The organism is Streptomyces sp. NPDC004031, assembly GCF_053604375.1.
Map to the genome: position 1 here is coordinate 17,008 of NZ_JBSGHL010000034.1, position 22,197 is coordinate 39,204.

20 protein-coding genes are annotated in these 22,197 nt (G+C 75.8%); 9 read left to right on the plus strand and 11 right to left on the minus strand.

From position 1 onward, the window contains the following. The first annotated feature begins 101 nt into the window (after window positions 1–101). The gene (locus ACWERV_RS21770; protein ID WP_452935429.1) at window positions 102–1,184 is read left to right on the plus strand and encodes a PP2C family protein-serine/threonine phosphatase; all 1,083 of its coding nucleotides are present in this window, start codon (window positions 102–104) and stop codon (window positions 1,182–1,184) included. Between the two features lie 30 nt (window positions 1,185–1,214). On the opposite strand, the gene ACWERV_RS21775 is transcribed toward ACWERV_RS21770, so the two are convergent. Together ACWERV_RS21775 and ACWERV_RS21780 are read right to left on the minus strand one after the other, a co-directional pair. Beyond that, window positions 1,215–2,210: an Acg family FMN-binding oxidoreductase gene (locus ACWERV_RS21775; RefSeq protein WP_452935431.1), complete on the minus strand. Its 996-nt coding sequence runs from the start codon at window positions 2,208–2,210 to the stop codon at window positions 1,215–1,217. A 100-nt stretch (window positions 2,211–2,310) separates the two neighbouring features. Further along, on the minus strand, window positions 2,311–3,813 hold the full coding sequence (locus ACWERV_RS21780; protein ID WP_452935434.1) for an extracellular catalytic domain type 1 short-chain-length polyhydroxyalkanoate depolymerase: 1,503 nt from the start codon (window positions 3,811–3,813) through the stop codon (window positions 2,311–2,313). Window positions 3,814–4,084: 271 nt separating this feature from the next. Here ACWERV_RS21780 and ACWERV_RS21785 point away from each other — a divergent pair, with 271 nt between their 5' ends. Together ACWERV_RS21785 and ACWERV_RS21790 are read left to right on the plus strand one after the other, a co-directional pair. Next, entirely contained in the window at window positions 4,085–4,864 is a 780-nt protein-coding gene (locus ACWERV_RS21785) for a 3-hydroxybutyrate dehydrogenase (protein ID WP_452935436.1), read from the plus strand. Window positions 4,865–5,069: 205 nt separating this feature from the next. Next, window positions 5,070–7,046, plus strand: a complete 1,977-nt coding sequence (locus tag ACWERV_RS21790) for a helix-turn-helix domain-containing protein (protein WP_452935439.1) — start codon at window positions 5,070–5,072, stop codon at window positions 7,044–7,046. Window positions 7,047–7,051: 5 nt separating this feature from the next. Here the strand turns inward: ACWERV_RS21790 and ACWERV_RS21795 are convergent, their stop codons facing one another. The 6 genes from ACWERV_RS21795 to ACWERV_RS21820 form a co-directional block, all read right to left on the minus strand. Continuing rightward, window positions 7,052–8,146, minus strand: coding sequence for a branched-chain amino acid ABC transporter permease (locus ACWERV_RS21795; RefSeq protein WP_452935440.1), 1,095 nt, complete (start codon window positions 8,144–8,146; stop codon window positions 7,052–7,054). Continuing rightward, complete coding sequence (locus ACWERV_RS21800; RefSeq protein ID WP_452935443.1) at window positions 8,143–9,030, minus strand: branched-chain amino acid ABC transporter permease; 888 nt, start codon at window positions 9,028–9,030, stop codon at window positions 8,143–8,145. The genes ACWERV_RS21795 and ACWERV_RS21800 overlap by 4 nt, the downstream gene beginning before the upstream one ends. Beyond that, the gene (locus tag ACWERV_RS21805; RefSeq protein WP_452935445.1) at window positions 9,030–9,767 is read right to left on the minus strand and encodes an ABC transporter ATP-binding protein; all 738 of its coding nucleotides are present in this window, start codon (window positions 9,765–9,767) and stop codon (window positions 9,030–9,032) included. The genes ACWERV_RS21800 and ACWERV_RS21805 overlap by 1 nt, the downstream gene beginning before the upstream one ends. Next, the gene (locus ACWERV_RS21810) at window positions 9,764–10,507 is read right to left on the minus strand and encodes an ABC transporter ATP-binding protein (RefSeq protein ID WP_452935448.1); all 744 of its coding nucleotides are present in this window, start codon (window positions 10,505–10,507) and stop codon (window positions 9,764–9,766) included. The genes ACWERV_RS21805 and ACWERV_RS21810 overlap by 4 nt, the downstream gene beginning before the upstream one ends. Before the next feature lie 2 nt (window positions 10,508–10,509). After that, complete coding sequence (locus ACWERV_RS21815; RefSeq protein ID WP_452935451.1) at window positions 10,510–11,769, minus strand: substrate-binding domain-containing protein; 1,260 nt, start codon at window positions 11,767–11,769, stop codon at window positions 10,510–10,512. A 218-nt stretch (window positions 11,770–11,987) separates the two neighbouring features. After that, entirely contained in the window at window positions 11,988–12,875 is an 888-nt protein-coding gene (locus ACWERV_RS21820) for an alpha/beta fold hydrolase (protein ID WP_452935453.1), read from the minus strand. A gap of 197 nt (window positions 12,876–13,072) precedes the next feature. Here ACWERV_RS21820 and ACWERV_RS21825 point away from each other — a divergent pair, with 197 nt between their 5' ends. Further along, window positions 13,073–13,735 carry a class I SAM-dependent methyltransferase gene (locus ACWERV_RS21825; RefSeq protein WP_452935455.1) on the plus strand — a complete coding sequence of 221 codons (663 nt, stop codon included), beginning with the start codon at window positions 13,073–13,075 and terminating at the stop codon, window positions 13,733–13,735. A 36-nt stretch (window positions 13,736–13,771) separates the two neighbouring features. Here the strand turns inward: ACWERV_RS21825 and ACWERV_RS21830 are convergent, their stop codons facing one another. After that, the gene (locus ACWERV_RS21830) at window positions 13,772–14,644 is read right to left on the minus strand and encodes an oxidoreductase (protein ID WP_452935457.1); all 873 of its coding nucleotides are present in this window, start codon (window positions 14,642–14,644) and stop codon (window positions 13,772–13,774) included. A 187-nt stretch (window positions 14,645–14,831) separates the two neighbouring features. On the opposite strand from ACWERV_RS21830, the gene ACWERV_RS21835 reads away from it, so the two are divergent. After that, the gene (locus tag ACWERV_RS21835; protein ID WP_452935460.1) at window positions 14,832–15,686 is read left to right on the plus strand and encodes a LysR family transcriptional regulator; all 855 of its coding nucleotides are present in this window, start codon (window positions 14,832–14,834) and stop codon (window positions 15,684–15,686) included. Between the two features lie 124 nt (window positions 15,687–15,810). Continuing rightward, window positions 15,811–16,356, plus strand: coding sequence for an N-acetyltransferase family protein (locus ACWERV_RS21840; protein WP_452935462.1), 546 nt, complete (start codon window positions 15,811–15,813; stop codon window positions 16,354–16,356). A 141-nt stretch (window positions 16,357–16,497) separates the two neighbouring features. Here the strand turns inward: ACWERV_RS21840 and ACWERV_RS21845 are convergent, their stop codons facing one another. After that, a complete protein-coding gene (locus tag ACWERV_RS21845) occupies window positions 16,498–16,863 on the minus strand; it encodes a hypothetical protein (RefSeq protein ID WP_398184188.1) in 366 nt (121 codons plus the stop codon). A 96-nt stretch (window positions 16,864–16,959) separates the two neighbouring features. Between ACWERV_RS21845 and ACWERV_RS21850 the strand changes: the two genes are divergently transcribed. After that, complete coding sequence (locus ACWERV_RS21850; RefSeq protein ID WP_452935465.1) at window positions 16,960–17,844, plus strand: aminoglycoside phosphotransferase family protein; 885 nt, start codon at window positions 16,960–16,962, stop codon at window positions 17,842–17,844. A 72-nt stretch (window positions 17,845–17,916) separates the two neighbouring features. Here the strand turns inward: ACWERV_RS21850 and ACWERV_RS21855 are convergent, their stop codons facing one another. Further along, the gene (locus tag ACWERV_RS21855; RefSeq protein ID WP_452935467.1) at window positions 17,917–19,548 is read right to left on the minus strand and encodes an adenosine deaminase family protein; all 1,632 of its coding nucleotides are present in this window, start codon (window positions 19,546–19,548) and stop codon (window positions 17,917–17,919) included. 243 nt (window positions 19,549–19,791) lie between these two features. Between ACWERV_RS21855 and ACWERV_RS21860 the strand changes: the two genes are divergently transcribed. After that, a complete protein-coding gene (locus ACWERV_RS21860; RefSeq protein WP_452935470.1) occupies window positions 19,792–21,171 on the plus strand; it encodes a geranylgeranyl reductase family protein in 1,380 nt (459 codons plus the stop codon). 78 nt (window positions 21,172–21,249) lie between these two features. Next, complete coding sequence (locus tag ACWERV_RS21865; protein ID WP_452935473.1) at window positions 21,250–22,194, plus strand: aldo/keto reductase; 945 nt, start codon at window positions 21,250–21,252, stop codon at window positions 22,192–22,194. The last annotated feature ends 3 nt before the right edge of the window (window positions 22,195–22,197 follow it).

Consider the following 22,197-nt stretch of genomic DNA (forward strand, 5'->3'; position numbering starts at 1 on the left):
GACCCCGGAGCGTCCCGCCCGCCACCCGCGCGCTCATGAGGCACCATGCGGTCACGGACGGTTCACCCCGAGTGCGGGCGGACGGCGTGAGGAGGGTGCGGGTGCCGGGAGCGAGCGGGGAGGAGGAGGCGGCCGCGACGGGGTTCGTGCGGGCCGTGGTCCTGGCGGCGACCGTCCTGCTCTACGTCCTCGTGCTCGGCCTGGAACTCGGCACCTCGCAGCGCTCGCACGTACCGTCCGTGCTGGTGGCGGTCCCGGCCCTGGTCGCGCTCGCCTTCGGCCCGCCGGTGATCGTCGCCTCGGCCGTGGTGGTGGCCGCGACCCGCTGGGCGTTCCTGGCCGTGGAACCAGGGCGCTTCGGCGCCGCCGCGGGCACCACTGTCGCCTCGCTCGCCGTCGCCGCCGTGGCGTGCTTCGTGGTCACCCGGCGGCGGCGGGCGGCCGCGCGCCTGGTGGGGGTCACCTCCGTCGCCGAGACGGTGCAGCGCGCGCTGCTGCGCCCGCCGCCGTCCGCCGTCGGCGCCTTCCGGATCGCCGCGAGCTACCGGGCGGCCGCGCAGTTCGCCCGCATCGGCGGGGACGTCTACGCGGTCGCCGACACCGGATTCGGCCTGCGGGTGCTCATCGGCGACGTGCGGGGCAAGGGGCTCGAAGCGGTGGCCACCGGCGCCGTTGTCCTCGGCTGCTTCCACGAGACCGCCTTCGACCACCCCACCCTGGAGGGTCTCGCGGGCCGGCTGGAGCTCAGCCTGCGCCGCTACCTCACCGACGCCGAGGGTTTCGTCACCGCGCTGCTGGTCGAGATCGCCCCCGACGGCCGCATGCGCGCGCTGTCCTGCGGGCACCCGCCGCCGCTCCTGCTGCGCGGCGAGGACGCGCTCGACGTCCCGGCGGCCCCCGGACTGCCGCTCGGCCTGGGCGGTCTGCCGACCGGTGCCGAACCGGGACCCGCCCCCGCGGCCGTCCGGCTGCGGCACGGCGACACCGTCCTGCTCTACACCGACGGCATCACCGAATCCCGCGACGCCACCGGAGCGTTCTACCCGCTCGCCGACCGGCTCCGCGCGTGCCCCCGGCGGACCGCCCCGGACGCCCTCCTCGACTGGCTCCAGCGGGACGCGTGCGCCTACGCGGACGGCCGCACCCACGACGACGCGGCGCTCCTCGCGCTCACCTGGACCTGAGCGCCGCGCCCGGCGCCGGGGGGACGGCGGTCAGGTGCCGGGGGCGTCGAGCACGTCGCCGACGGGACGGCGCGGCGTCGCGGGTCCTTCCGGCCCGTAGCCGAAGCGCATCACCATCTGCACGTGCACGTACTCCTCGCGCGGGTCCCGCAGGGCCCACCGCAGGTCCGGCCACTCCACCGCCTGGCTGAACAGCGACGCGCGGACACCGTGCGCGGTGGCGACCAGCAGGGCGCGTTCCAGGCCCTGCCCTGCCCGCAGCCAGTCCGCCGGTTCGTCGCCCACGGTGCCGAGGACGGCCACGGCGGGGCGCTGCTCGTAGGCCTCCGGCAGCCGGGGCGTGACGCCGAGACCCGCGGTGAAGTCGCGTACCGGCATCCGCCCGGTGGTGTCACGGGTGGGGAAGGCCGAGGTGGGGACACCGCTGGCGCCCCGGTCGCGCACCCACTCCCGGCTCTCCGCGGCCCGCGCGGGATCGGCGAGACCGCGCCACTCGGCCTCGGAGGTGAGGTGCAGGACCCGGGCCGTCTCCCGTTCCCCGGGGAACACCAGGCGGGTGTCCTCCGCGGCGGCGGCCGCCGCGATCTCCGCGCGCATCTCGGACGGCAGCGGGGGACCGGTGAACGGGACGCGGCTGCTGTGCCGGTGCCAGAGCGCCTCGTACAGCTCCGCCTCCCCGTACCGCTCCCCGAGTCCGCGCGGTCCGGCCGGGCGTACCGCCGCCAGGAAGCCCGGGTCGGCGGGGCGCGGCAGCAGCCGGACGACCGGCTCCCAGCCGAAGTGCGCCACGGCGGCCCGCAGGTTGAACACCGCCGCGCCCGCGGAGATGTGCAGGCCCCGCCCGCCGGGATCGATGGAGTTGAGCGCCCGGTCCGGCGCCGCGTGCACCTCCACCGTGGTGGTGGCGGGGTCGAGGCGGAACCGCCACGGCTGCGTGTTGTGGATCGAGGGCGCTGTCACGGCCGCGGCGACGAGCTTCTCCAGCGTCGCCCGGTCCAGTGCCCGTGCCACTGTTCCGGTCGTCATGGACGCCTCCTCACGCTCCGTTTCCAGCGTACGTGCAGGCGGCCCGGACCCGCCCTTCCACGGCGGGGCGGCGCGGCCCCGGCCGTGGAAGGGCGGGCGCTCAGCAGGTCCCGTCGGTGATCACGTAGTAGTCCGTCCCGGTCTGCCGGAGCGTGTGCACGACGAAGACGTTCCACAGCCCCATGTCCTGGCCGGATCCGTCGGCGTAGGCGTGGCCGCCGCTCTGGTGGGCGCGGCCCGCCGCGACCTGTGCGTAGTTGTTCGCGGTGAAGCAGGCCCCGCCGGTGCCGCCGCCTCCGGTCGTCCGGGCGGTGACCGCCGCGGAGGCGGGTCCCGCCGTTCCCGCGGAGTCGACCGCCGCGACCGTGTAGGTGTACAAGGTCCCGGCCGTCAGGCCGGTGTCGGTGAACGACGGGCCGGTGGCCGTACCGGCCCTGGCTCCGTCGCGGTAGACCGTGTACGACGCGGCGCCGGTCACGGCGGTCCAGCCCAGCGCGACCGAGGTGTCGGCCGCCGAGGTCACCGTCAGGCCCGTCGGCGCGGGCAGCGACCCCGTGCCCCCGCCGCCGCCGGGGCCGTCCAGCCCCCAGAAGCGGGCGGTCCAGTAGCTGGAGCAGATGGTGTCGGCGTAGTACGCACCGGTGGCGCCGCACTGCTCGGTGGCCGTTCCCGGGTCGACGGCCAGGCCGTGGCCCATCCCGGAGATCTGGTACAGCTCCACGGCGGGGCTGCCCTGCGCGTCGTCGTAGACGCTCAGCGTGGTGCCGCCGGGCAGCGACTCGGTACGGGACGCGGTCTGGCCGATGCCCCACACGTCGGTCCACTGGTCGCGCAGCTCGGTGGCGTTGACCGGCTGGACGGTGGTGTCCGAGGTGCCCTGCCAGATCGCGACGCGCGGCCACGGGCCGCCGTAGCCGGGGTCGGCGGCCCGGACCTTGTCACCCCACTGCGCGGGGGTCAGGCCCAGGCTGCCGTACTGGCACTGCGAGGCGGCGGCCTGCGTGGCCGCGCACTGCGCGGGCAGCCCGGAGTCGACCGATCCGCCGGCGAAGACGTCGGGGTAGGCGGCGAGCAGGTCGGCGGTCATGCCGCCGCCGGCCGACAGACCCGTGACGTACACCCGCCGGGCGTCGGAGCCGTACTGGGCCTTCGCGGCGGTCACCATCGACACGACCGAGGCGGCCTCGCCCTTGCCGCGGGAGTCCTTCGCCGAGTCGAACCAGCTGAAGCAGGACAGGGCGTTGTTCGCGGCGCCGGTCTGCGGGAGGACCAGCGCGAAGCCCCACAGGTCGGCGTACTTCTGCCAGCCGGAGTTGGCGAAGTAGTCGGCGGCGCTCTGCGTGCAGCCGTGCAGCGCGACCACCAGCGGCGCGCCGGACGGCAGGTTCGCCGGGGCGTACTCGTACATCGTGAGGTTGCCCGGGTTGGACCCGAACGAGGAGACCTGCGTCAGGCCCGCCGCGCGCGCCGGGGCCGCGGCCCAGGACACCGACACGCCGAGACCGGCGGCCAGCAGCGCCAGGACGGCGAGGACCGCCGTCGCGACGGGACGGCGGGAGGGGGAGACGAGGGGGGAGGGGGGAGGACCGGGGGGAAGAGGCATCGTCGGCTCCATGGGGGGATCCGTTGGTCGGACTCGCGTGGACGCTAGGACCGCCCCCCGCGGGCACGACAGGTGACGGACCGCCACCGATGCGCCGGGCCAGTGGCGACCGCCGCCATTGCGGGCCCGCGCCCGCGGTGGGCGCCGCCGGACGGCACCGGGCGCTCCCGCGCGGTCCGGCCCGGCATGGGCCCGGCCACCATGACCGGGGCGGGAAGTATGGCCGCCGCCCACGTGTGCGCGCCCCCGCAACGTTCCTAGCGTGACGGCCATGGAGAGCACTGACAGCCACGGCCCCGGCGGCGCGGGTTTCCTCGCCGGGCGCACGGCCCTGGTCACCGGGGCCGCCAGCGGTATCGGGAAGGCCTGCGCGACGGCGTTCGCCGAGGCCGGCGCGGCCGTGTACGTGGTGGACCGGGCGGCGGCCGCGGCCCAGGAGGTGGCCGCCGCGATCGGCGGTATCTGCCTGGTCACCGACCTGTCCGACCCCGGCGCCGTGGACGGCCTGCCCGCGGACGCCGACATCGTCGTCAACAACGCCGGGCTCCAGCACATCGCCCCGGTGCACGAATTCCCGCCGGAGCGCTTCACGCTGATCCAGCAGGTGATGGTCGAGGCCCCGTTCCGGATCCTGCGCCGGACCCTGCCGCACATGTACGCGCGCGGCTGGGGACGGGTCATCAACATCTCCTCCGTGCACGGGCTGCGGGCCAGCCCCTACAAGTCCGCGTACGTCGTGGCCAAGCACGCCCTCGAAGGGCTCAGCAAGACCGTGGCGCTGGAGGGCGCCCCGCACGGCGTCACGAGCAACTGCATCAACCCCGGCTACGTGCGCACCCCGCTGGTCGAGAACCAGATCGCCGGGCAGGCCGCCCGGCACGGCATCCCCGAGTCCGAGGTGGTGGAGCGGGTGATGCTCGAACGGACGGGGATCAAGCGGCTCATCGAACCGGCCGAGGTGGCCGCCGCGGCCCTGTGGCTGTGCTCGCAGCACACCGGCTACATCACCGGCAGCTCGCTTCCGGTGGACGGCGGCTGGACGGCTCACTAGGGCCTGTCGTGTGGACGGGAGCCGCCCGGCACGCCCGCCCCCGCCGGGCCACGGACGCTGACGCGGGCCGGGCCGCCTCGGTAGTCTCGGGCCCCGCGTCGGCTCCGGCCCTCGCACGTACCAGGTGCGACGATCCGCCCGCACTCCCGCGCAGGGCCGCCGCGGCGGCCCCCGGCGGGCCGCTCCTACCCGCACGGTGGTCCCGATGCCAGAAGCACCCGCACCCTCCGCGCCCCCGCAGCCGGGGGAGCAGACCGCGTCCGTCGCGCCCTTCCTGCGGCGGCTCCTGGAGCTCGTCGCCGAGGACGCCCCCGCCGAGGAGTACGGGGCCGTCACCGTGCGGGCCCGAGCCGCGGGCGCGGGGGCGGCCGACCTCGCGGAGCTGGAGCAGGCCGTCGGGACCGCCCTGCGGGTGCGCCGCGTCCTGCGCCGGCACCGCCGCCGGGAGAGCGAACTGGCCGCGCTCTTCGACACCGCGGGCGACCTCGCGGCGCTGCGCGACCTCGACGCGGTGCTCCAGTCCATCGTGCGCCGGGCGCGGATGCTGCTGGGCACCGACACCGCCTACCTGACGCTGCGCGACGACGAGGCGGGCGACACGTACATGCGGGTCACCGACGGTTCGGTGTCCCCGCTGTTCCAGCGGCTGCGGCTGAGCTACGGCGACGGCCTCGGCGGTCTCGTCGCCCAGCTCGCCCGGCCCTACGCCACCCCCGACTACCGCACCGACGAGCGTTTCCGGCACACCGGCTCGATCGACGAAGGGGTGCTGGACGAGGGCCTGGTCGGCATCCTCGGGGTGCCGCTGGTGCTCGGCGGGCGCGGCGGCGCGGCCGCGTCCGCCGGAGCCGCCGACGGCGACGTGATCGGCGTGCTGTTCGCCGCCGACCGCACCCCGCGCCCGTTCACCCCCGACGAGGTGGCGCTGCTGTGCTCGCTCGCCGCGCACGCCGCCATCGCCATCGACACCGCCCGGTCCATCACCGAACTCGCCGAGGCGGGCGCCGTCATCCGCGAGCACGCGGCCGCCATGCAGCGCGCCGAGGAGGCGCACGACCGGCTCACCGACCTGGTGCTGCGCGGCGGCGACCTGCCGGAGGTGGCCGCCGCGGTCGCCGGGCTGCTCGGCGGGCCGATCACCCTGCACGACCCGGAGGGCCGTACCCTCGCCGCGGTCGGCCGCCGCGGAGGGGCCTTCGACGGTCCGGTCCCGGAGGCGGCGTCCCTGGCACGGCACGCCGCCGACTCGCACGCCGCGGCCCGCGCGGTCTTCCGCGACGGCCGCTGGACGTGCGCGGTGCTCGCCGGGCAGGAACTGCTGGGCAGCCTCGTGCTGTACGGGCGCGGGCGGCTCGACGACTCCGACCGGCGGCTGTTCGAGCGGGCCGGGGTCGTCACCGCGCTCCTGCTGCTGCTCAGCCGCTCCGTCGCCGAGACCGAGAACCGGGTGCGCGGCGAACTGGTCGCCGACCTGCTGACCGCGCCCGACCGCGACCCGGCGGGCCTGGTGGTGCGCGGCCTGCGGCTCGGGATCGACCTGGCGCAGCCCTGCCTGGTGCTCGTCGCCGAGACGTCGCCCGCCCACCACGACAAGCTGGTCGCGGCCGCGGGCCGCTGCCTGTTCGGCAGCGCCGGGATCAGCGCCGAGCAGTCCGGCACGGTCGTGCTGTTGCTCCCGCACGACGGGACGCAGCCCGGCGCCGCCGCCCGCGCGGCCGTCGCCCAGCTGGCCCCGCTGGTCGGCGCGCCCGTCACGGTCGCCGCGGGCGGGCCCGCCGCCGGGCCGGGGGCGATCGCCGAGGCGCACGCCGAGGGGCTGCGCTGCCTGAAGGCGCTCCAGGCGCTCGGCCGGACCGGCGACGGCGCCGGCGCCGCCGAACTCGGCTTCCTCGGCGTGCTGCTGGGCAACGACCGCGACGTGGCGTCGTACGTCACCGCGACGCTCGGGCCGCTGCTGGAGTACGACGCCCGGCGCGGCACCGAGCTGGTGCGCACCCTCGCCGCCTACTTCGCCTGCGGCGGCACGCTCACCCGCACCAAGGACGAACTGCACCTGCACGTCAACACGGTGGTGCAGCGCCTGGACCGGATCCAGGCGCTGCTCGGCGCGGGCTGGAACGACCCGGAGCGCGCGCTGGAACTCCAGCTCGCGCTCCGGCTGCACCTGCTGTCCGGCACCTGAGGCCGCTACGGGGCCTTCCCGGCGCGTACGGTCCGCAGCCGCTCGGGGAGCCGGGCCACCCCGCCCGGCAGCACGTACACCGCGACCACGAACAGCGTGCCCAGCAGGAACAGCGGCTGCGACAGCGGCACCCGCAGCACCTGCGGCAGGCCCGTCACGGTGCCGGACCCGGCGAGGTCGCCGAGCCGCTGGTCGGCCCAGGTGTAGGCGACGCCCCCGATCAGCGGCCCCCACCGGGAGCCGGATCCGCCCAGGACCACCATCACCAGCAGCGAGAGGGTGAAGTCGGACGTGGTGGTCCGCGGGGTCGCCCCGCCGGTGAGGAGCAGGTGCACCACGCCGCCCGCGGCGGCGAGCGCTCCGGCCAGGACGAAGGCGACGAGCTTGAAGCCGTACGGGCGCAGGCCCAGCACCTCCACCCGGCGCTCGTTCTCCCTGATGCCCTCCCACACCCGGCCGGTGGGCGAGCGCACCGCCCACTGCACCACGGCCAGCGTCAGCACCAGGTAGGCCAGCGCGATCCAGTACAGGTTGGCGGTGTTGTCGATGCCGGCCAGGAAGGACGGCAGCTTGTCGGCGGGGATCGCGCGGCCCTCCTCACCGCCGGTCACCCCGCCCGGGTCGCGCTCCACCAGCAGCGAACCGGCCTGCGCGAACGCCAGGGTGACCATGGAGAACGCGATCCCGGACACCCGCAGCGACACCGATCCCAGCAGGGCCGCGAGCACGGTCCCGGACAGCAGGCCGAGCAGCACCGACGGCACGAACGGCAGCCCCGCCCCGGCCATCAGGATCTCGGTGGCGTAGCTGCCCGCGGCGAAGTACAGGGCGTGCCCGAACGACAGCAGCCCGGTCCGGCCGAGCAGCAGGTCGTAGCCGGTCGCGAGCGCCCCGAACACCAGGCAGAGCGCGAGCAGTTGCAGGCTGCCCGCGGAGCCGACGGGGCCGTCGAGCAGGCCCGGCAGCGGCATCGCGCTGTAGGGCACGGCGATCAGCACCGCCAGCACCGCCGCGGGCCACCAGCGCGTCCAGGAGCGGGCGGCCGCCCGGACCGGCGGCGTGTCGGGGCCCGCGGTGCGGACCGGAGCGGCGGTGGTCATGCGAGCCTCCCGGTGAGACCGCCCGGCCGCAGCAGCAGCAGGGCGGCGAGCAGGACGACCACGGCGAGGTCGCCGAGGCCGGACGCCGTGTAGTAGTTGGCGAACTGCTGGACCAGCCCCACGCCGGCCGCGGCCAGCGCCGCGCCGGACACCGAGCCCATGCCGCCCATCACCACCACCACGAACGCGAAGATCAGCAGCGAGGTGCCCTGGCCCGGGTCGACCGAGCCGTAGTACAGCCCGCCGAGCGCGCCGCCGAGCGCGGCCGCGGCCCCGCCGATCGCGAAGACCAGGGTGAACGCGCGCCGTACGTCAACGCCCAGCGCGGTGACCATGGCCCGGTCCTCCACCCCGGCGCGCACCACCAGGCCGTGCCGGGTGCGGCCCAGGAACAGCCGCAGCCCGGCGAGCACCAGCAGCGCGGCGCCCACCAGGACCAGCCGGTTGACCGGGATCCGGGCGCCCAGCAGCCCGAAGGTGCCGGACAGCGCGTGCGGCCCGGGGAAGGGGCGCGCGTCGGAGCCCCAGACGGCCGACAGCAGGGCCGGCACCGCCAGGCCCACACCGACGGTCGCGAGCACCTGCTCCCGGGGCCGCTCGTACAGCGGCCGGATCAGCAGCAGTTCGAGGACGACGGCGGCCAGGGTGCCCACCGCGGTCCCGAAGGCGACGGCGAGCACGAAGCCCGCCCCGCCGGGCCCGGCCCCCGGTACGTGCCCGGAGGCGGCCCACCAGCTGCCGTACGCGCCGATCGACAGCAGCGCGCCGTGCGCGAAGTTGAGGACGTCCATCAGACCGAAGATCAGCGACAGCCCGGAGGCCACCAGGAAGTACAGGGCGCCCAGGCCCAGTCCGGTGACCGCGAGCAGAACGACGGTGGACATCAGGCGTCCGCCTCCTCGTGCGAGCTCGAACCCACGCCCAGCAGGCGGCGGGTGGCGCCGGCGTCCGCCAGCAGGTCGGCGGCGGGACCGCGGTGCGCGGTGCGCCCGTCGGCCAGCACCACGCAGGAGCCGGCCAGCCGCCGCACCAGCGCCAGGTTCTGCTCCACGAGCAGCACCGGCACGGCGAGCGCCGCGCGCTCCAGCACCCGGGCCACCTCCGTGACGACCCGCGGCGCCAGCCCCTTCGTCGGCTCGTCGGCGATGATCAGCCGGTTGCCGTTGAGCAGGGTGCGGGCGATGGCCACCATCTGCTGCTGACCGCCCGACAGGGTCCCGGCGGGCTGGTCCGCGCGCTCGCGCAGCTCCGGGAACAGCTCGTACACCAGCGGGTAGTCGGGGGTGCCCGCGCCGGGGCGCTCGGCCAGCCGCAGGTTCTCGGCCACCGTCAGACCGGCGAAGACCCCGCGGTCCTCCGGCGCGTAGCCGATGCCGCGGCGCACCAGGTCGTGGGTGGCCAGCCGTACCGTCTCGGCGCCCGCGAGGCGGACGCTGCCGCTGCGCGGCACCAGCCCGAGCACCGCGCGGACCGTGGTGGTCTTGCCCGCCCCGTTGCGGCCGAGCAGCGCCGTGACGCCGGCCGGCGCCACGTCCAGGTCGACGCCGTGCAGGATGTGCCGGCCGCCCAGCACGACCCGCAGGTCCCGCACCTCCAGCAGTGGCCCTTCCGCCGTGCTCACAGCGCCTCCCCGAGGTACGCGGACTGCACGGTGGCGTCCGCCATGACGGCCCGCGGCGTGTCCAGGGCCAGCAGCGTGCCGTGGTGCATCACCGCCAGCCGGTCGGCGAGGCCCAGCAGCACGTCCATGTGGTGCTCGACCATCAGGACGGTGCGGCCCTCGTCGCGGTGCAGCGAGCGGATCAGCGCGGTGAGCGCCGGCACCTCCTCGGCGCTCACCCCCGCCATCGGCTCGTCCAGCAGCATCAGCCGGGGCTCGCCGACCAGCAGCACGGCCAGTTCCAGCTTGCGCTTCTCGCCGTGCGACAGGGCCCCGGCCGCCGCGTCCGCGCGGTGCGCCAGACCGGTGCGCTCCAGCACCCCGGCCACCTTGCCCGCGTACCCGGCGGCCCGCCGCCACAGGCGGTACGAGCCGCCCCCGGCGGCCTGCGCCGCCAGCCGCACATGGTCCGCGACCGTCATCGAGGGCCACAGGCTCGACGTCTGGAACGTCCGGCCGAGGCCCCGCCGGGCGCGGGCGGCCGGTCCGTGCGCGGTGACGTCCGCGCCGTCCAGCGCGATCGTCCCGGCGGCCACCGGGACCAGACCGCTGATCAGGTTGAACAACGAGGTCTTGCCCGCGCCGTTGGGGCCGATGAAGGCCAGGAACTCGCCCTCGCGCACCTTGAACGACACGTCGTCGACGATGGCCGCGCCGCCCACCGACCAGCCCACCCCCGCCAGCCGCAGTACCGGGGCCACGGTCAGCCCGCCATCGGGTGGGACGGCGGCGCCACCGACGCCATCGGCAGCCGGGAGAGCAACTGCGGTACGGCCGCCGTGCCGCTGCCGGTGAGCTTCGCGGTGAACATCGGCTGGAGCAGCGCGTGGTCCGCCGCCCGGACCTGCTCGTCGCCCTTGGGCCCCTGGAAGGACCAGCCCTCCAGCGCCTTGGCCATGGCCGTCGCGTCCGTGGCGCTGCCCGCCTCGACGGCGTGCACGATCATCTGCGCCGCGGTGAAGCCGTCCGGCGTGAACAGGTCGGGGGTGCCGCCCGCGGCCGTGACCGCGTCCAGCATCGCCTTCTCCACGGGCGTGCCGGCCGCGCCCGGGAAGTAGTGCGCCAGGAACGACACCTTCGCGCCGGCGGCGCCGAACAGCGGGTACGAGGACACGCCCGCCAGGCCCGTGACGACCTTGGTGGAGCCGACCACGCCCTGCTGGTCGAGGGCGGTCCACAGCGCGGGCGCGCTCGCCCCGGCCCAGGCCACGAACACCAGGTCCGGCTTGCGGGAGCGCACCTGACGGGCGAACGGCGTGAGGTCGCCCGCGCTCGGCGGCGCCAGCACCGAGTCCACCGTGGCCCCCTGACCGCCCAGCACCTGCTTGACCGCCGCGACGTTCGCCTGCCCGAACGCGGAGTTCTGGGTGAGGACGGTGACCTTCTTGCCCTGGGCGCCGCCGAGCAGCGAGCCCGCGGCCAGGATGTCCTGGTAGGACTGCCGCCCGGAACGGAAGGTGTACGCGTTGACGCCCGTCAGCGCGTCCGTCGCCGCCGGTCCCGCGACGTACAGCACCTTGTTCTGCGCCGCCAGCGGGGCCAGTTGCAGCGCCACGCCCGAGTCGGTGGTGCCCGCGATGATCCGGGTGCCCTTGCCGATCAGCGACTTGGCCTCGGCGACGGCCTTCGCCGGGTCGCCCGTGTCGTCCTGCTCGGTGACCTCCACCTTGTGGCCCCCGGCCTTGCCGGTGCCGTGCGTGGCGTACGCCAGACCGGCCTTGAACCCCTCGGCGTACTGCTTGCCGTACGCGGCGAGCGGCCCGCTGCGCGAGTACACCAGGCCCACCTTCACCGGCGCGGACGCGGCGTCGCCGCCTGCCTGCGAGGAACTGCCGGCCTGCCCCGGCTTGCTGCACCCGGCCAGCAGGACGGCGGCCACGGCCGCCACCGCGAGCGCGGTGAGGGATCTGCTCCTGCGCGGACCCGAGGGCCGCGAAGCGGTGGAGGTACGGATACGACGCATGGCGACCGGCTTCCGGAGAGGGGGTGTGTGGTGGGGTGAACGGTAGAAGCGGCCAGGTGAACGGGACATGTGGGCGGCACACGTTCTGCACGGGCGACCGGTGTCGGCGCGGACCATGGCAGGCGCCGGCCCCGGGCGCGGCGGGGCGCGGCGGGGCACGGAAAGGGCCCGGGAGCCGGGGGCCGTCCCCCGGGCCGGGCCCCTTCGGCGCCTGGCGGTCAGCCGCCCAGGGCCTCGCGCACGTGGGCGGCCACGACACGCGCCCCGGCCTCGCCCAGCAGCACCGAATAGTGGTTCACCCCGGGGACGAAGTGGGCCGCCACCCCGGCCCCGGCCAGAGCGCCGGCGGCGATCACCTCGGGCGCGTACAGCCCCACCGGCTCGTCCTGCAGGCCGCGCTCCGCCCACAGCAGCCGCGCCGGAAGGGGCAGCGAGTGGATCGCGGCGAAGACCTCGGGGTTGCGCAGCTCGTCCTCCGCGTCCTCGCGGACGGCCGCGGCCCGGCAGGCGGACCGCAGTTCGGGCGCCTGCCCGACCAGGTCCCGGTCGAGATAGGCGGCGACGTCCGGTTCGGACAGATCCGCGAAGGCCGGGTGCTCCGCCCAGAACGCGTGGTAGGCGGCGCGGTCCGGGAAGGTCGTCTCCAGCTTGCGCATCGCGGGCCCGATCACCGCGTGCAGCACCGTGTCGATGTCCACGTCCTGCGGCACCGGGAAGCCCAGCCCGCCGTCGACCAGCACGGCCGCCGCGTAGCGTTCCGGATGGCGGCGGGCTGCGACGCACGCCACGAAGCCGCCCATCGAGTGCCCGGCGAGCACCGCCCGCGGCACGCCGAAGCGGTCGAGCACCGCGCGCAGGTCGTCGGCGTGCCGGGCCATGCTGCTGGTCCCCGTGACGTCCCGGCTCAGCCCGCGCCCGCGCAGGTCGGGGGCGATCACCTCCACGCCGTCCAGCTCCTCGGCGACCCGGGCCCACGCCAGCCCGTTGGAGGCGATGCCGTGCACGGCCAGCACCGTGCCGCCGCCCGGTCGTCCGGGCCAGCGCCGTACCGCCAGCCCGCCGCCCTCGACCTCCACCCGGCCGTCCTCGTACGCCCGCTCACCCATCCGCCGCCCGCCCTTCCGTGCCCACCGCCGCCCCGCGCGGCCAGTGCAGGATAGGCACCCGCCCGGCCGGGGGACATGGCCGCGGCCCACACAGCGCGGGACCGCCCGGTGTGCGCGGAACCCCGCGCGGAGCGCCCGCGGGCGGACACCCCCAGCGAGGTTGACCTTGTCCCTGGGGCAGGGCCGACGGTGGAGCCATGGACACCTCATCGGCTCAGAACCGGCTCCTGTCAGAACAGCGCGCCTACTACAGCGCCCTCGCCCCCGACTACCTCGGCCGGCGCCTCGACCTTCCCGGCGGCGCCGAGCCGGCCGTGGCGCTCGACGCGTTCCGGCCGACGGGGAGGGTCCTGGAGCTGGCCTGCGGGCCCGGCACCTGGACCCCCCGACTGCTCCGCCACGCCGACGACGTCACCGCCGTCGACGCGTCCCCGGAGATGCTCGCGCTCGCCGCCGGCCGCGTCCCGGACGGCGCCCCGGTCAGATTCGTCGAGGCCGACCTGTTCACCTGGGAACCCGACCGCCGCTACGACGTCGTCTTCATGGGGTGCTGGCTCTCGCACGTCCCCGACGGGCGGTTCGAGTCCTTCTGGTCCCTGGTGGCCGCGGCCCTCGCACCGCGCGGCCGGGTGTTCTTCGTCGACGACCACCACCGGACCCCGGAGGAGCTCGTCGAGGGCCCGGCGTCCTCCACCGTCGAGCGGCGCACCCCCGACGGGACCGCCTACCGGATCGTGAAGGTCCCCCACGAGCCCGCGGAGCTGGAGGCGCGGCTTCGCGGCCTCGGCTGGGACATCACCGTGACGCCGACGGCCGGGCCGTTCTTCTGGGGCGCGGGCCACCGGGCGGGGGCCCGGTGAGGAACGGTGACGGCCGGAGCCGGACGGCGGCAGGACTCAGCGGCCGATCCCGTCCAGCTCGGCGAGATCCTCCGCGGTGAGCGCGAGCGCCGCGCCGGACGCGTTCGCGCGCAGGTGGGCGACCGAGGAGGTGCCGGGGATGAGCGCGATGTTGGGCGAACGGCCGAGCAGCCACGCCAGGGCGACGGCCGTCGCCGTCGTGTCCCGGCGGGCGGCCACCGCGGCGAGTGCGGCGGACTGCAGCGGGCTGAAGCCGCCGAGCGGGAAGAAGGGCACATAGGCGACGCCCTGCCCGGCCAGCTCGTCGATCAGTGCGTCGTCCCGGCGGTGGGCGAGGTTGTACATGTTCTGCACGCACACCACCGGCGCGATCGTCCGCGCCTCGGCGACCTGTTCCGCCGTCGCGTTGCTCACCCCCAGGTGCCGGATCAGGCCCTGCCGCCGGAGTTCGGCGAGCGCCTCGAACGGTTCGGCGAGCGAGCCGGGCAGCGGGCCCCGGGCGTCGCCGAGGCGGAGGTTGACCACGTCGAGCGTGTCGAGGCCGAGGTCGTCGAGGTTCTCCTGGACGGCGCGGCGCAGTTCCCCGGGCCGCCGGGCGGGGGGCCAGCCGCCCTGCGGGTCGCGGACGGCGCCGACCTTGGTGACGATGCGCAGTGCGGCGGGGTAAGGGTGCAGCGCCGCGCGGATCAGCCGGTTGGTGACGCGCGGTCCGTAGGCGCCGGAGGTGTCCACATGGGTGATCCCGAGTTCGGCGGCCTCGCGCAGGACGGCCACCGCGGCGTCCGGGTCCGCGGGCGGGCCCATGACCCCGGGACCGGCGAGCTGCATCGCGCCGTAGCCGAAGCGGGTGACGGGCAGATCGCCCAGGGCCAGGGTGCCGCCGGGAAGTGACGTCGAAGGTGTCTGCATCGCTGGTTCTCTCCTGCGTGTCGGTGCCGTGGAAGGCCGCGTGCCGGCCGGGCCCGTCGGCCGCCCGCGGCGGCTCTCCGGGGCCGCCGGGGGCCCTGCGATCGTCGCCCGGGGGCGGCGACGGCGGCCAACACCGACTCGGTGCACGGTGATACCCGCCGGGTATCACCGGATTACGCTGGGGCGGATGAGCACCGTCGAGACCCGCGAGCTGCGCTACTTCGTCGCCGTCGCCGAGGAACTGCACTTCGGCCGCGCCGCCGAGCGGCTCGGTATGGCCCAGCCACCGCTGTCCCGGGCGATCCGCCAACTGGAACGGCGCCTCGGCGTCGGCCTGCTCGAACGGGACCGCCACGGCGTCGCCCTGACCGCCGCGGGCGAGGTGCTGCTGCACGAGGGCCGCGCGGCCCTCGACGCGGCCGCGGCCGCCGCGCGCCGCACCGTCCGGGCCGGCGCCCCGGACGGCACCGGCAACCGGCTGGTGCTCGCCGTCAAGGCCGCCGCCTCCCACGAGCTGCTGCGGAAACTGCTCGACGCCTACGCGGCCGAACCCGGCGCCGCCGAGGTCGAGGTGCTGCCGAGCGGCACGTGCGAGCAGGGCGAGATGCTGCGGGACGGCCGGGCCGATGTCGCGCTCATGCACACCCCCTTCAACTCCCTCGCCGGTTTCGACAGCGAGGCGCTGCTCACCGAGGGCCAGATCGCCGTGCTGCCCGCCCGGCACCCCCTCGCCGCGCGCCGGAGCCTGTCCCTGGCCGAGGCCGCCGGCATCCCCGGCCTGCCACTCGCCCGCTGGTCGCACGACGGCGGTTACGCCCCCGGCCCCGGGCCCGAGATCCACGACCAGACGCAACTGGCCCAGCTGATCGCCCTCGGCCGCACCCTGGCGGTCTTCCCCGACTCGGCCCGCGCCTGGCTGTGGGCCGAGCACGCCGCCGTCCCGCTGAGCGACGCGCCCCCGGTCGTCACCCACATCGTGTGGCCCGCGCACAGCCGCTCCCTCGCCCTCGCCGCGCTCGTCCGCACCGCCACCCGGCTGTGACCGGCGGGGCCGCACGGGTATCGTCGGGGCGAGTCCGAGAGACGCTGCAACGGGCCCCGACGCGCCCGCCACGCTCGGACTTCCTCCGTACCGGAAGGGCGTCTGTGTACGCCGGGGGGCGTCCATGCGTCATGACGGGAACGACCTGATCAGCTACAAGGCACCGGAGGCGGGCGGTCACGGCGCCCTGCGGGGCATGGCGCGCCGCTCCTTCACGGAGACCTTCGGGCACCTGTACGACCCGGAGCCGTTCGGCGCGTTCCTCGACGGCGCCTACGGGCCGGACGGCACCATGGCGCGCGACCTCGCCGACCCGTCGGTCCGCTGGCGGGTCGCCTTCCACGGCGCCACCCCCGTCGGATACGCCAAGCTGACGCCGCTACGGGCCCCCGCCGCCGACCCGGCCCCCGGCGCGCTCGAACTCCAGCAGATCTACGTCCTCGGCGCGTGGCACGGCAGCGGGGTCGCCACCCGGCTCATGGACTGGGCGCTGGCGACGGCCGCCGCCGAGCAGGCCCCGGAGATCTACCTGACGGTCTTCGACCACAACGAGCGGGCCAAGCGCTTCTACCGGCGGCACGGCTTCGCGGAGTCCGGCCGCTGCGCCTTCACCCTCGGCGACCGCACCGACGACGACCGGATCTGGCGGCGCGTCATGCCCGGCGCGTAGGCCCATGCACGGCACCCGCGCACGGCATCGCGCACAACACCTGGGCCGGGCCTGCTCACGGGCGCGAACCCGGACGACGACCGCCGCCTTCGCCACCCCCGCGCCCGGCGGGGCGGCACGTCGCGACCCGCCGCGCCTTCGTCACCTGAACACGCGGCGCGCCTGCCACCACGCGAGCCCCACCACCGCGGTCGCGGTGAGCGTGACCGCGGCGCGCGGCAGCCGGGCGGCGCCCGCGTCGCCGTACGCGCGGCGGGCGCGGACCGCCCCGTGGGACTGCCAGCTCAGAGCGGAGTGGCTCGACTGGCCCGACAGCCACGACCCGAAGGACTGGTAGGACCCGATCGACAGCGCGGACATCGCCGAGCCGAGCGACCCGAAGGACGCGAAGGAGCCCACCGACCCGATCGACAGGGCCGAGCCCGCCGACCCGATGGACAGCACCGACTCGGTGGAGCCGATGGACAGCAGCGAGTTGCGGGAAGCGACCGACCAGCGTGAGAACATGCCCGTCATTGTCCACCGGGCGCCGCGGGCCCGCGCACCGGGCCCGGTCGTTCCCGCGCGGAGCGCGGTCCGCGCGAGAAGAGCCGAGGAGAGCCTGTGCACCCCGATCAATTCCCCGTCGACGACGACCTGGTGGCGCAGCTGGTCGCGCGGCGGTTCCCGCGGTGGGCGGGGCTGCCGGTACGGCGGCTGGCGTCCGGCGGGACGGTCAACGCGATGTTCCGGCTCGGCGACGACCTGCTCGTGCGGCTGCCGCTGGTGCCCGGCGGGGCGGCGGACGTCGAACGGGAGCGGCGGTGGCTGCCGCGGCTGGCGGGACTGCTGCCGGTGCCCGTACCCGAGGTGGTGGGGGAGGGGGAGCCCGGCGAGGGGTATCCGTGGGCCTGGTCGGTGCTGCGGTGGCTGCCGGGCGCGCCGCCCGAGGCGGGGGCGCTCGCCGATCCCGAGGGGCTGGCGGCCGACCTGGCGGGCTTCGTGACCGCGATGCGCGCCGTCACCCTGCCGGACGCGCCGCGCGCCCACCGGGGCGGACCGCTCGCCGCACTCGACGCCGAGACACGTCAGGCGATCGAGGCGCTGCGGGCGGTCCCGCAGGAGGAGGTGGACTGCGACGCGGCCCTGGCCGAGTGGGAGGAGGCACTGCGGGCCCCCGCGTGGGACGGCCCGCCGGTGTGGCTGCACGCCGACCTGATGCCGGGCAATCTGCTCGTCCGCGGCGGACGCCTGTCCGCCGTCATCGACTTCGGCTGCGCGGGCGCCGGCGACCCGGCGTGCGACCTCTTCCCGGCCTGGAACCTGCTGCCGCCGCACGCGCGCGACACCTTCCGCGCCGCCCTCGGCGCCGACGACGCCACCTGGGCCCGCGGCCGCGCCCGCACGCTCTCGCAGGCGCTGATCGCCCTGCCCTACTACCGGGAGACCAACCCGGCGATGGCCCGCAACGCCCGCCACGTCCTCCGGGCGGTGCTGGGCGGTCGGTGAGGGGGCCCGGAGGATGGGCCCCGGCCGGGAGCCGGGCCGCCCGCGCCCGGCGGGAGCGGGCGGCCACGGGCGTCAGTGCCTGCTGAGCACGCCGTACTCGAACGCGGCGAACGCCGCCTCCTGGCGCCATTCGACGGCGGCCCGGGGGCTGGCGGCGAGCAGCCGGCGGCAGGCCGCCGAGGCCGGACGGCCGGTGCCGGGGAGCTGATCGCGGCAGGCCGGCTGCGGGCGGTAGCCCAGCGCGGTGGGGTTGCCCGACCAGAGGGAGGCGCCGGGCAGGAAGGCGTACTGGAGCGAGGCGCGGGCCAGGTCCTTCAGCTCCGGGTACGTCAGCCCGTAGGTCGCGGCCGCGTACTGGTACTCGTGGCTGATGTCGACACGGGAGACCCCCGGGTCGTCGGTCGCGAGGACGACGGGCACGCCGTAGGCCCGGTAGGTCTCGAACGGGTGCTCGGCGCCCTTGACGCCCAGGATCTGCGCGTTGCTGCTGAACGGCACCTCGACGGCGACCTGGCGGGCCGCCATGGTGCGGGCGGTGGCCTGCCAGTCGTCCTCGTGGACCAGGTCCACGCCGTGCCCGATGCGCTCGGCGCCCGCGACGCTGACGGCCTCCTCGATGTGGAAGGCCAGATCGGCGGGCTTGACCAGGCCGGGCCACAACTCACCCGCGTGCAGGGTCACATGGGCCCTCGGGTAGACCGTGCGCAGGTACTGGAGCATGTGCATCTGGAGGCTGTAGTCGCGCAGCGCGACCTCGCCGTCCTCGGGCTGCACCAGGTTGACGGCGACGAACCGCGGGTCGGCTTCGGCCAGCCGCATGCCGACTTCCATCTGCGTGAAGACGCGCTCGGGCGCGCTGCCGCGGGAGACCTGGGAGATCCACCGCACGGTGAGCGCGCACCCGGGCCGGGCGGCGGAGGTGCCGCAGCGCTCCGAGGCGCGGAACTCGGCGTCGCCGTCGTCGGCCTCCTTGCGGGCCGCGGCGACGACCGCGTCGAGCTTGCCGTCCGCGGTGAGCTTCGCGTGCAGGGCGGCGAAGTCCGGGTCCCAGCCCACCTGCTGGGCGAGCTGCTTGGCCTGGTCCGAGGCCGGGGTGACCATCGTCTCCAGGTAGAACTGGTTCTGCCGCACCGCGGTGTCCGCGACGTCGGCGAGCATGTCGCCGCGGTGCCGCCACGTCACCTCGCCGAACTTGCCGAAGGTGTCGAAGAAGTGGTCGTGCCCGTTGCCGTCCGGCGGGAAGTCCTGCATGGACCAGGCCCGCACGATCGCGTCGTGGAAGGCCTTGTCGGTCCGCGCGTCCGCGGCGGGCCGGGTGCCGGGCCCGCAGGGCGGCTCGACGGCGGTCATGGTCTGCGTCTCGATGCACAGGCCGTCTTCCGCGGCCCGGTCGATCAGGTACTCGGTGGAGACCGCGCCGGACAGGTGGTTGTGCAGGTCGCCGCCCTTGGGCATCGCCACGAAGAAGTCGCGCAGCCGGGCCGGATCGGCGCGGACGGAGCGCAGGTAGGCATCGGTGAGCGCCTCGGCGGGCGTCACCGGCCGGGCCGCGGCCGACGGCGCACCGGAGGCCGTGCCGGAGCGCGCACCCGACGCCGCCGCGGGCGCGGGAGCCGCCAGCGCGCACACCACGGCGAGCGCCCCAAGACCGGCGCCCGCCAGCCGCCGGGTCCGGCGGGCGGGGGAGAAACCGTTGATGATCATGGTGCCATCGTGGCCACGGAGGGCCCCGCGCGCGGGAGTTGACACACCGCCGCACGCCCGCCGTCACCCGTACGGGGGTACGGCGGGGGAGGCCCCGCGGGATACGCCGTTCGGCCCCGCGGGCGAGACCGCCCGCATCGAGGGGCCGGTCCGCGGGTAGCCATACGTGATGTGAAGGACGAGAACGGCGATACGAGCGATAACGGCGGTATCAGAGATATCAGCGACACCGATGCGAGCAACGTGAGCGACGTGAACGACGAGCACCGTGACAACAGTCCGAAGACCTCCGGCGGCGACCCGGGCGGCCCGCACCGCGCCGCCCGGACCGGGGCGCCCGACCAGGACACCCGCACCGCGCAGGACGCGCAGGTCATCGTGGTCGGGGCGGGCCCGGCCGGCTCCAGCGCGGCCTTCCACCTCGCGCGCGCCGGGGTGGACGTCCTGATGCTGGAGAAGGACGACTTCCCGCGCGAGAAGGTGTGCGGCGACGGGCTGACCCCGCGCGGCGTCCACCAGCTCGTGCGCATGGGCGTCGACGTCACCGGCGAGGGCTGGCACCGCTCGCGCGGCATGCGCTGGGTCTGCGGCGAGCGGCACGTGCTCATCGACTGGCCCAACCTCGCGCGCTTCCCGGACTTCGGACTGACCCGCACCCGGCACGACTTCGACGAGATCCTGGCCCACCACGCCCAGGCGGCCGGCGCCCGGCTGCACACCGGCGTCAAGGTCACCGGGCCGCTCACCGACCGCACCGGCCGGGTCGTCGGCGTCCGCGCCGCCGCCGGACCGGACGGCGAGCCGGTCGAGCACCGCGCGCCGCTCGTCGTCGCCGCCGACGGCGCCTCGGCGCGGCTGGCCGTCGCGCTGGGCGCGCACCGCGACAAGGCGCGCCCGATGGCCACCGCGGTGCGCCGCTACTTCCGCAGCCCCACCCGCTCCGGCGAGGAGTACCTGGAGCTGTGGGCGGATCTGCGGCTGCCGCAGAGCGACGCCTGGCTGCCCGGCTACGGCTGGATCTTCCCGCTCGGCGACGGGCGGGTGAACGTCGGGGTGGGCGTGCTGGGCCGCCGCGGCCGGCGCACCCCCGACCTGCGCGCCGCACTGGCCGCGTGGCTGGAGCGCACCCCGCCGGAGTGGGGCCTGGACGAGGCGGGCGCCGACGGCCCGCTGCGCAGCGCCGCCCTGCCGATGGGCCTCAACCGCCGCCCGCAGTACGGCCGCGGGCTGATGCTCGTCGGCGACAGCGCAGGCACGATCAGCCCGTGGAACGGCGAAGGCATCTGCCAGGCCATGGAGTCCGGCGAGGCGGCGGCCGAGGTCGCCGCGCTCGCGCTGACCCGCCCGGCGGGCCCCGGCCGCGAACGCGTCCTGCAGAGCTACCCCGCCGTGCTCGACCGCCGCTGGGGCCGCTACTACCGGCTCGGCAACGCCGCGGCGACCTACCTGCTGAGCCGCTCCGGCTTCGAGCCGCTGCTCACCCGCATCATCGACCGGCCCGTCCTGGTCGACGGCATGGCGCGGCTGCTGACCAACCTCACCGACGACCCCTCCCGCGACGCCGTGGACCACGTCCTCAACACCCTCGTCCGCCTCACCCCCGCACGGGCCGCGACCCGCTGACCAACGGTGTCCGTCCGCCCCTCGATACGGCCGGGGCGGGCGGAATAACCTGTACGCGGCACGTTGCTGCACACGATCATGACTGCACTCAGCAAGCTCGGCCCGTCGGACATCGAGGTCTTCCCGCTCAGCCTCGGCGGGAATGTCTTCGGCTGGTCCGCCGACAAGGCCACCTCCTTCGCCGTCCTCGACGCCTACGCCGAGGCGGGCGGCAACTTCGTGGACACCGCCGACGCGTACACCGCGTGGATCCCCGGCAACGTGGGCGGCGAGTCGGAGCACATCATCGGGGAGTGGCTGGCGGCCCGCGGCAACCGCGACAGCGTCGTCGTCGCGACCAAGGTGAGCCAGCACCCCGACTTCCGCGGCCTGCGCCCGGCGAACATCAAGGCCGCCGCGGAGGCCTCGCTGCGCCGCCTCGGCACCGACCGCATCGACCTGTACTACACCCACTTCGACGACCCCGAGGTGCCCGTCGAGGACATCGTCACCGCCCTCGACGACCTGGTGCGCGAGGGCAAGGTGCGCGCCGTCGCCGCGTCCAACATCAGCCCCGAGCGGCTGACCGAGTCGCTGGAGTTCGCCGAGCGCGAGGGCAAGGCCCGCTACGTGGCCCTCCAGCCGCACTACAACCTGATGTCCCGCGACACCTTCGAGGGCCCGCTCCAGGACGTCGCCGTGCGCCACGGCCTCGCGGTCGTGCCGTACTTCGCGCTGGCCTCGGGCTTCCTGACCGGCAAGCACCGGGCCGGCGAGACGGTGGAGAGCGCCCGTACCGCCCGCGTCGAGGCGTACGTCGGCACCGAGCGCGGCAACCGGGTGCTGGCCGCGCTGGAGAGCGCCGCCGCCGCGCACGGCACGCACGTGGCCTCCGTGGCGCTCGCCTGGCTCGCCGCGCAGCCCGGCGTCGTCGCGCCCATCGCCAGCGCCCGCGTTCCCGGCCAGCTGCCGCCGCTGCTGGCCTTCCCGCAGCTGCGGCTGAGCCAGGCGGAGACCGACGCGCTCACGCAGGCGTCCGCCTGACGC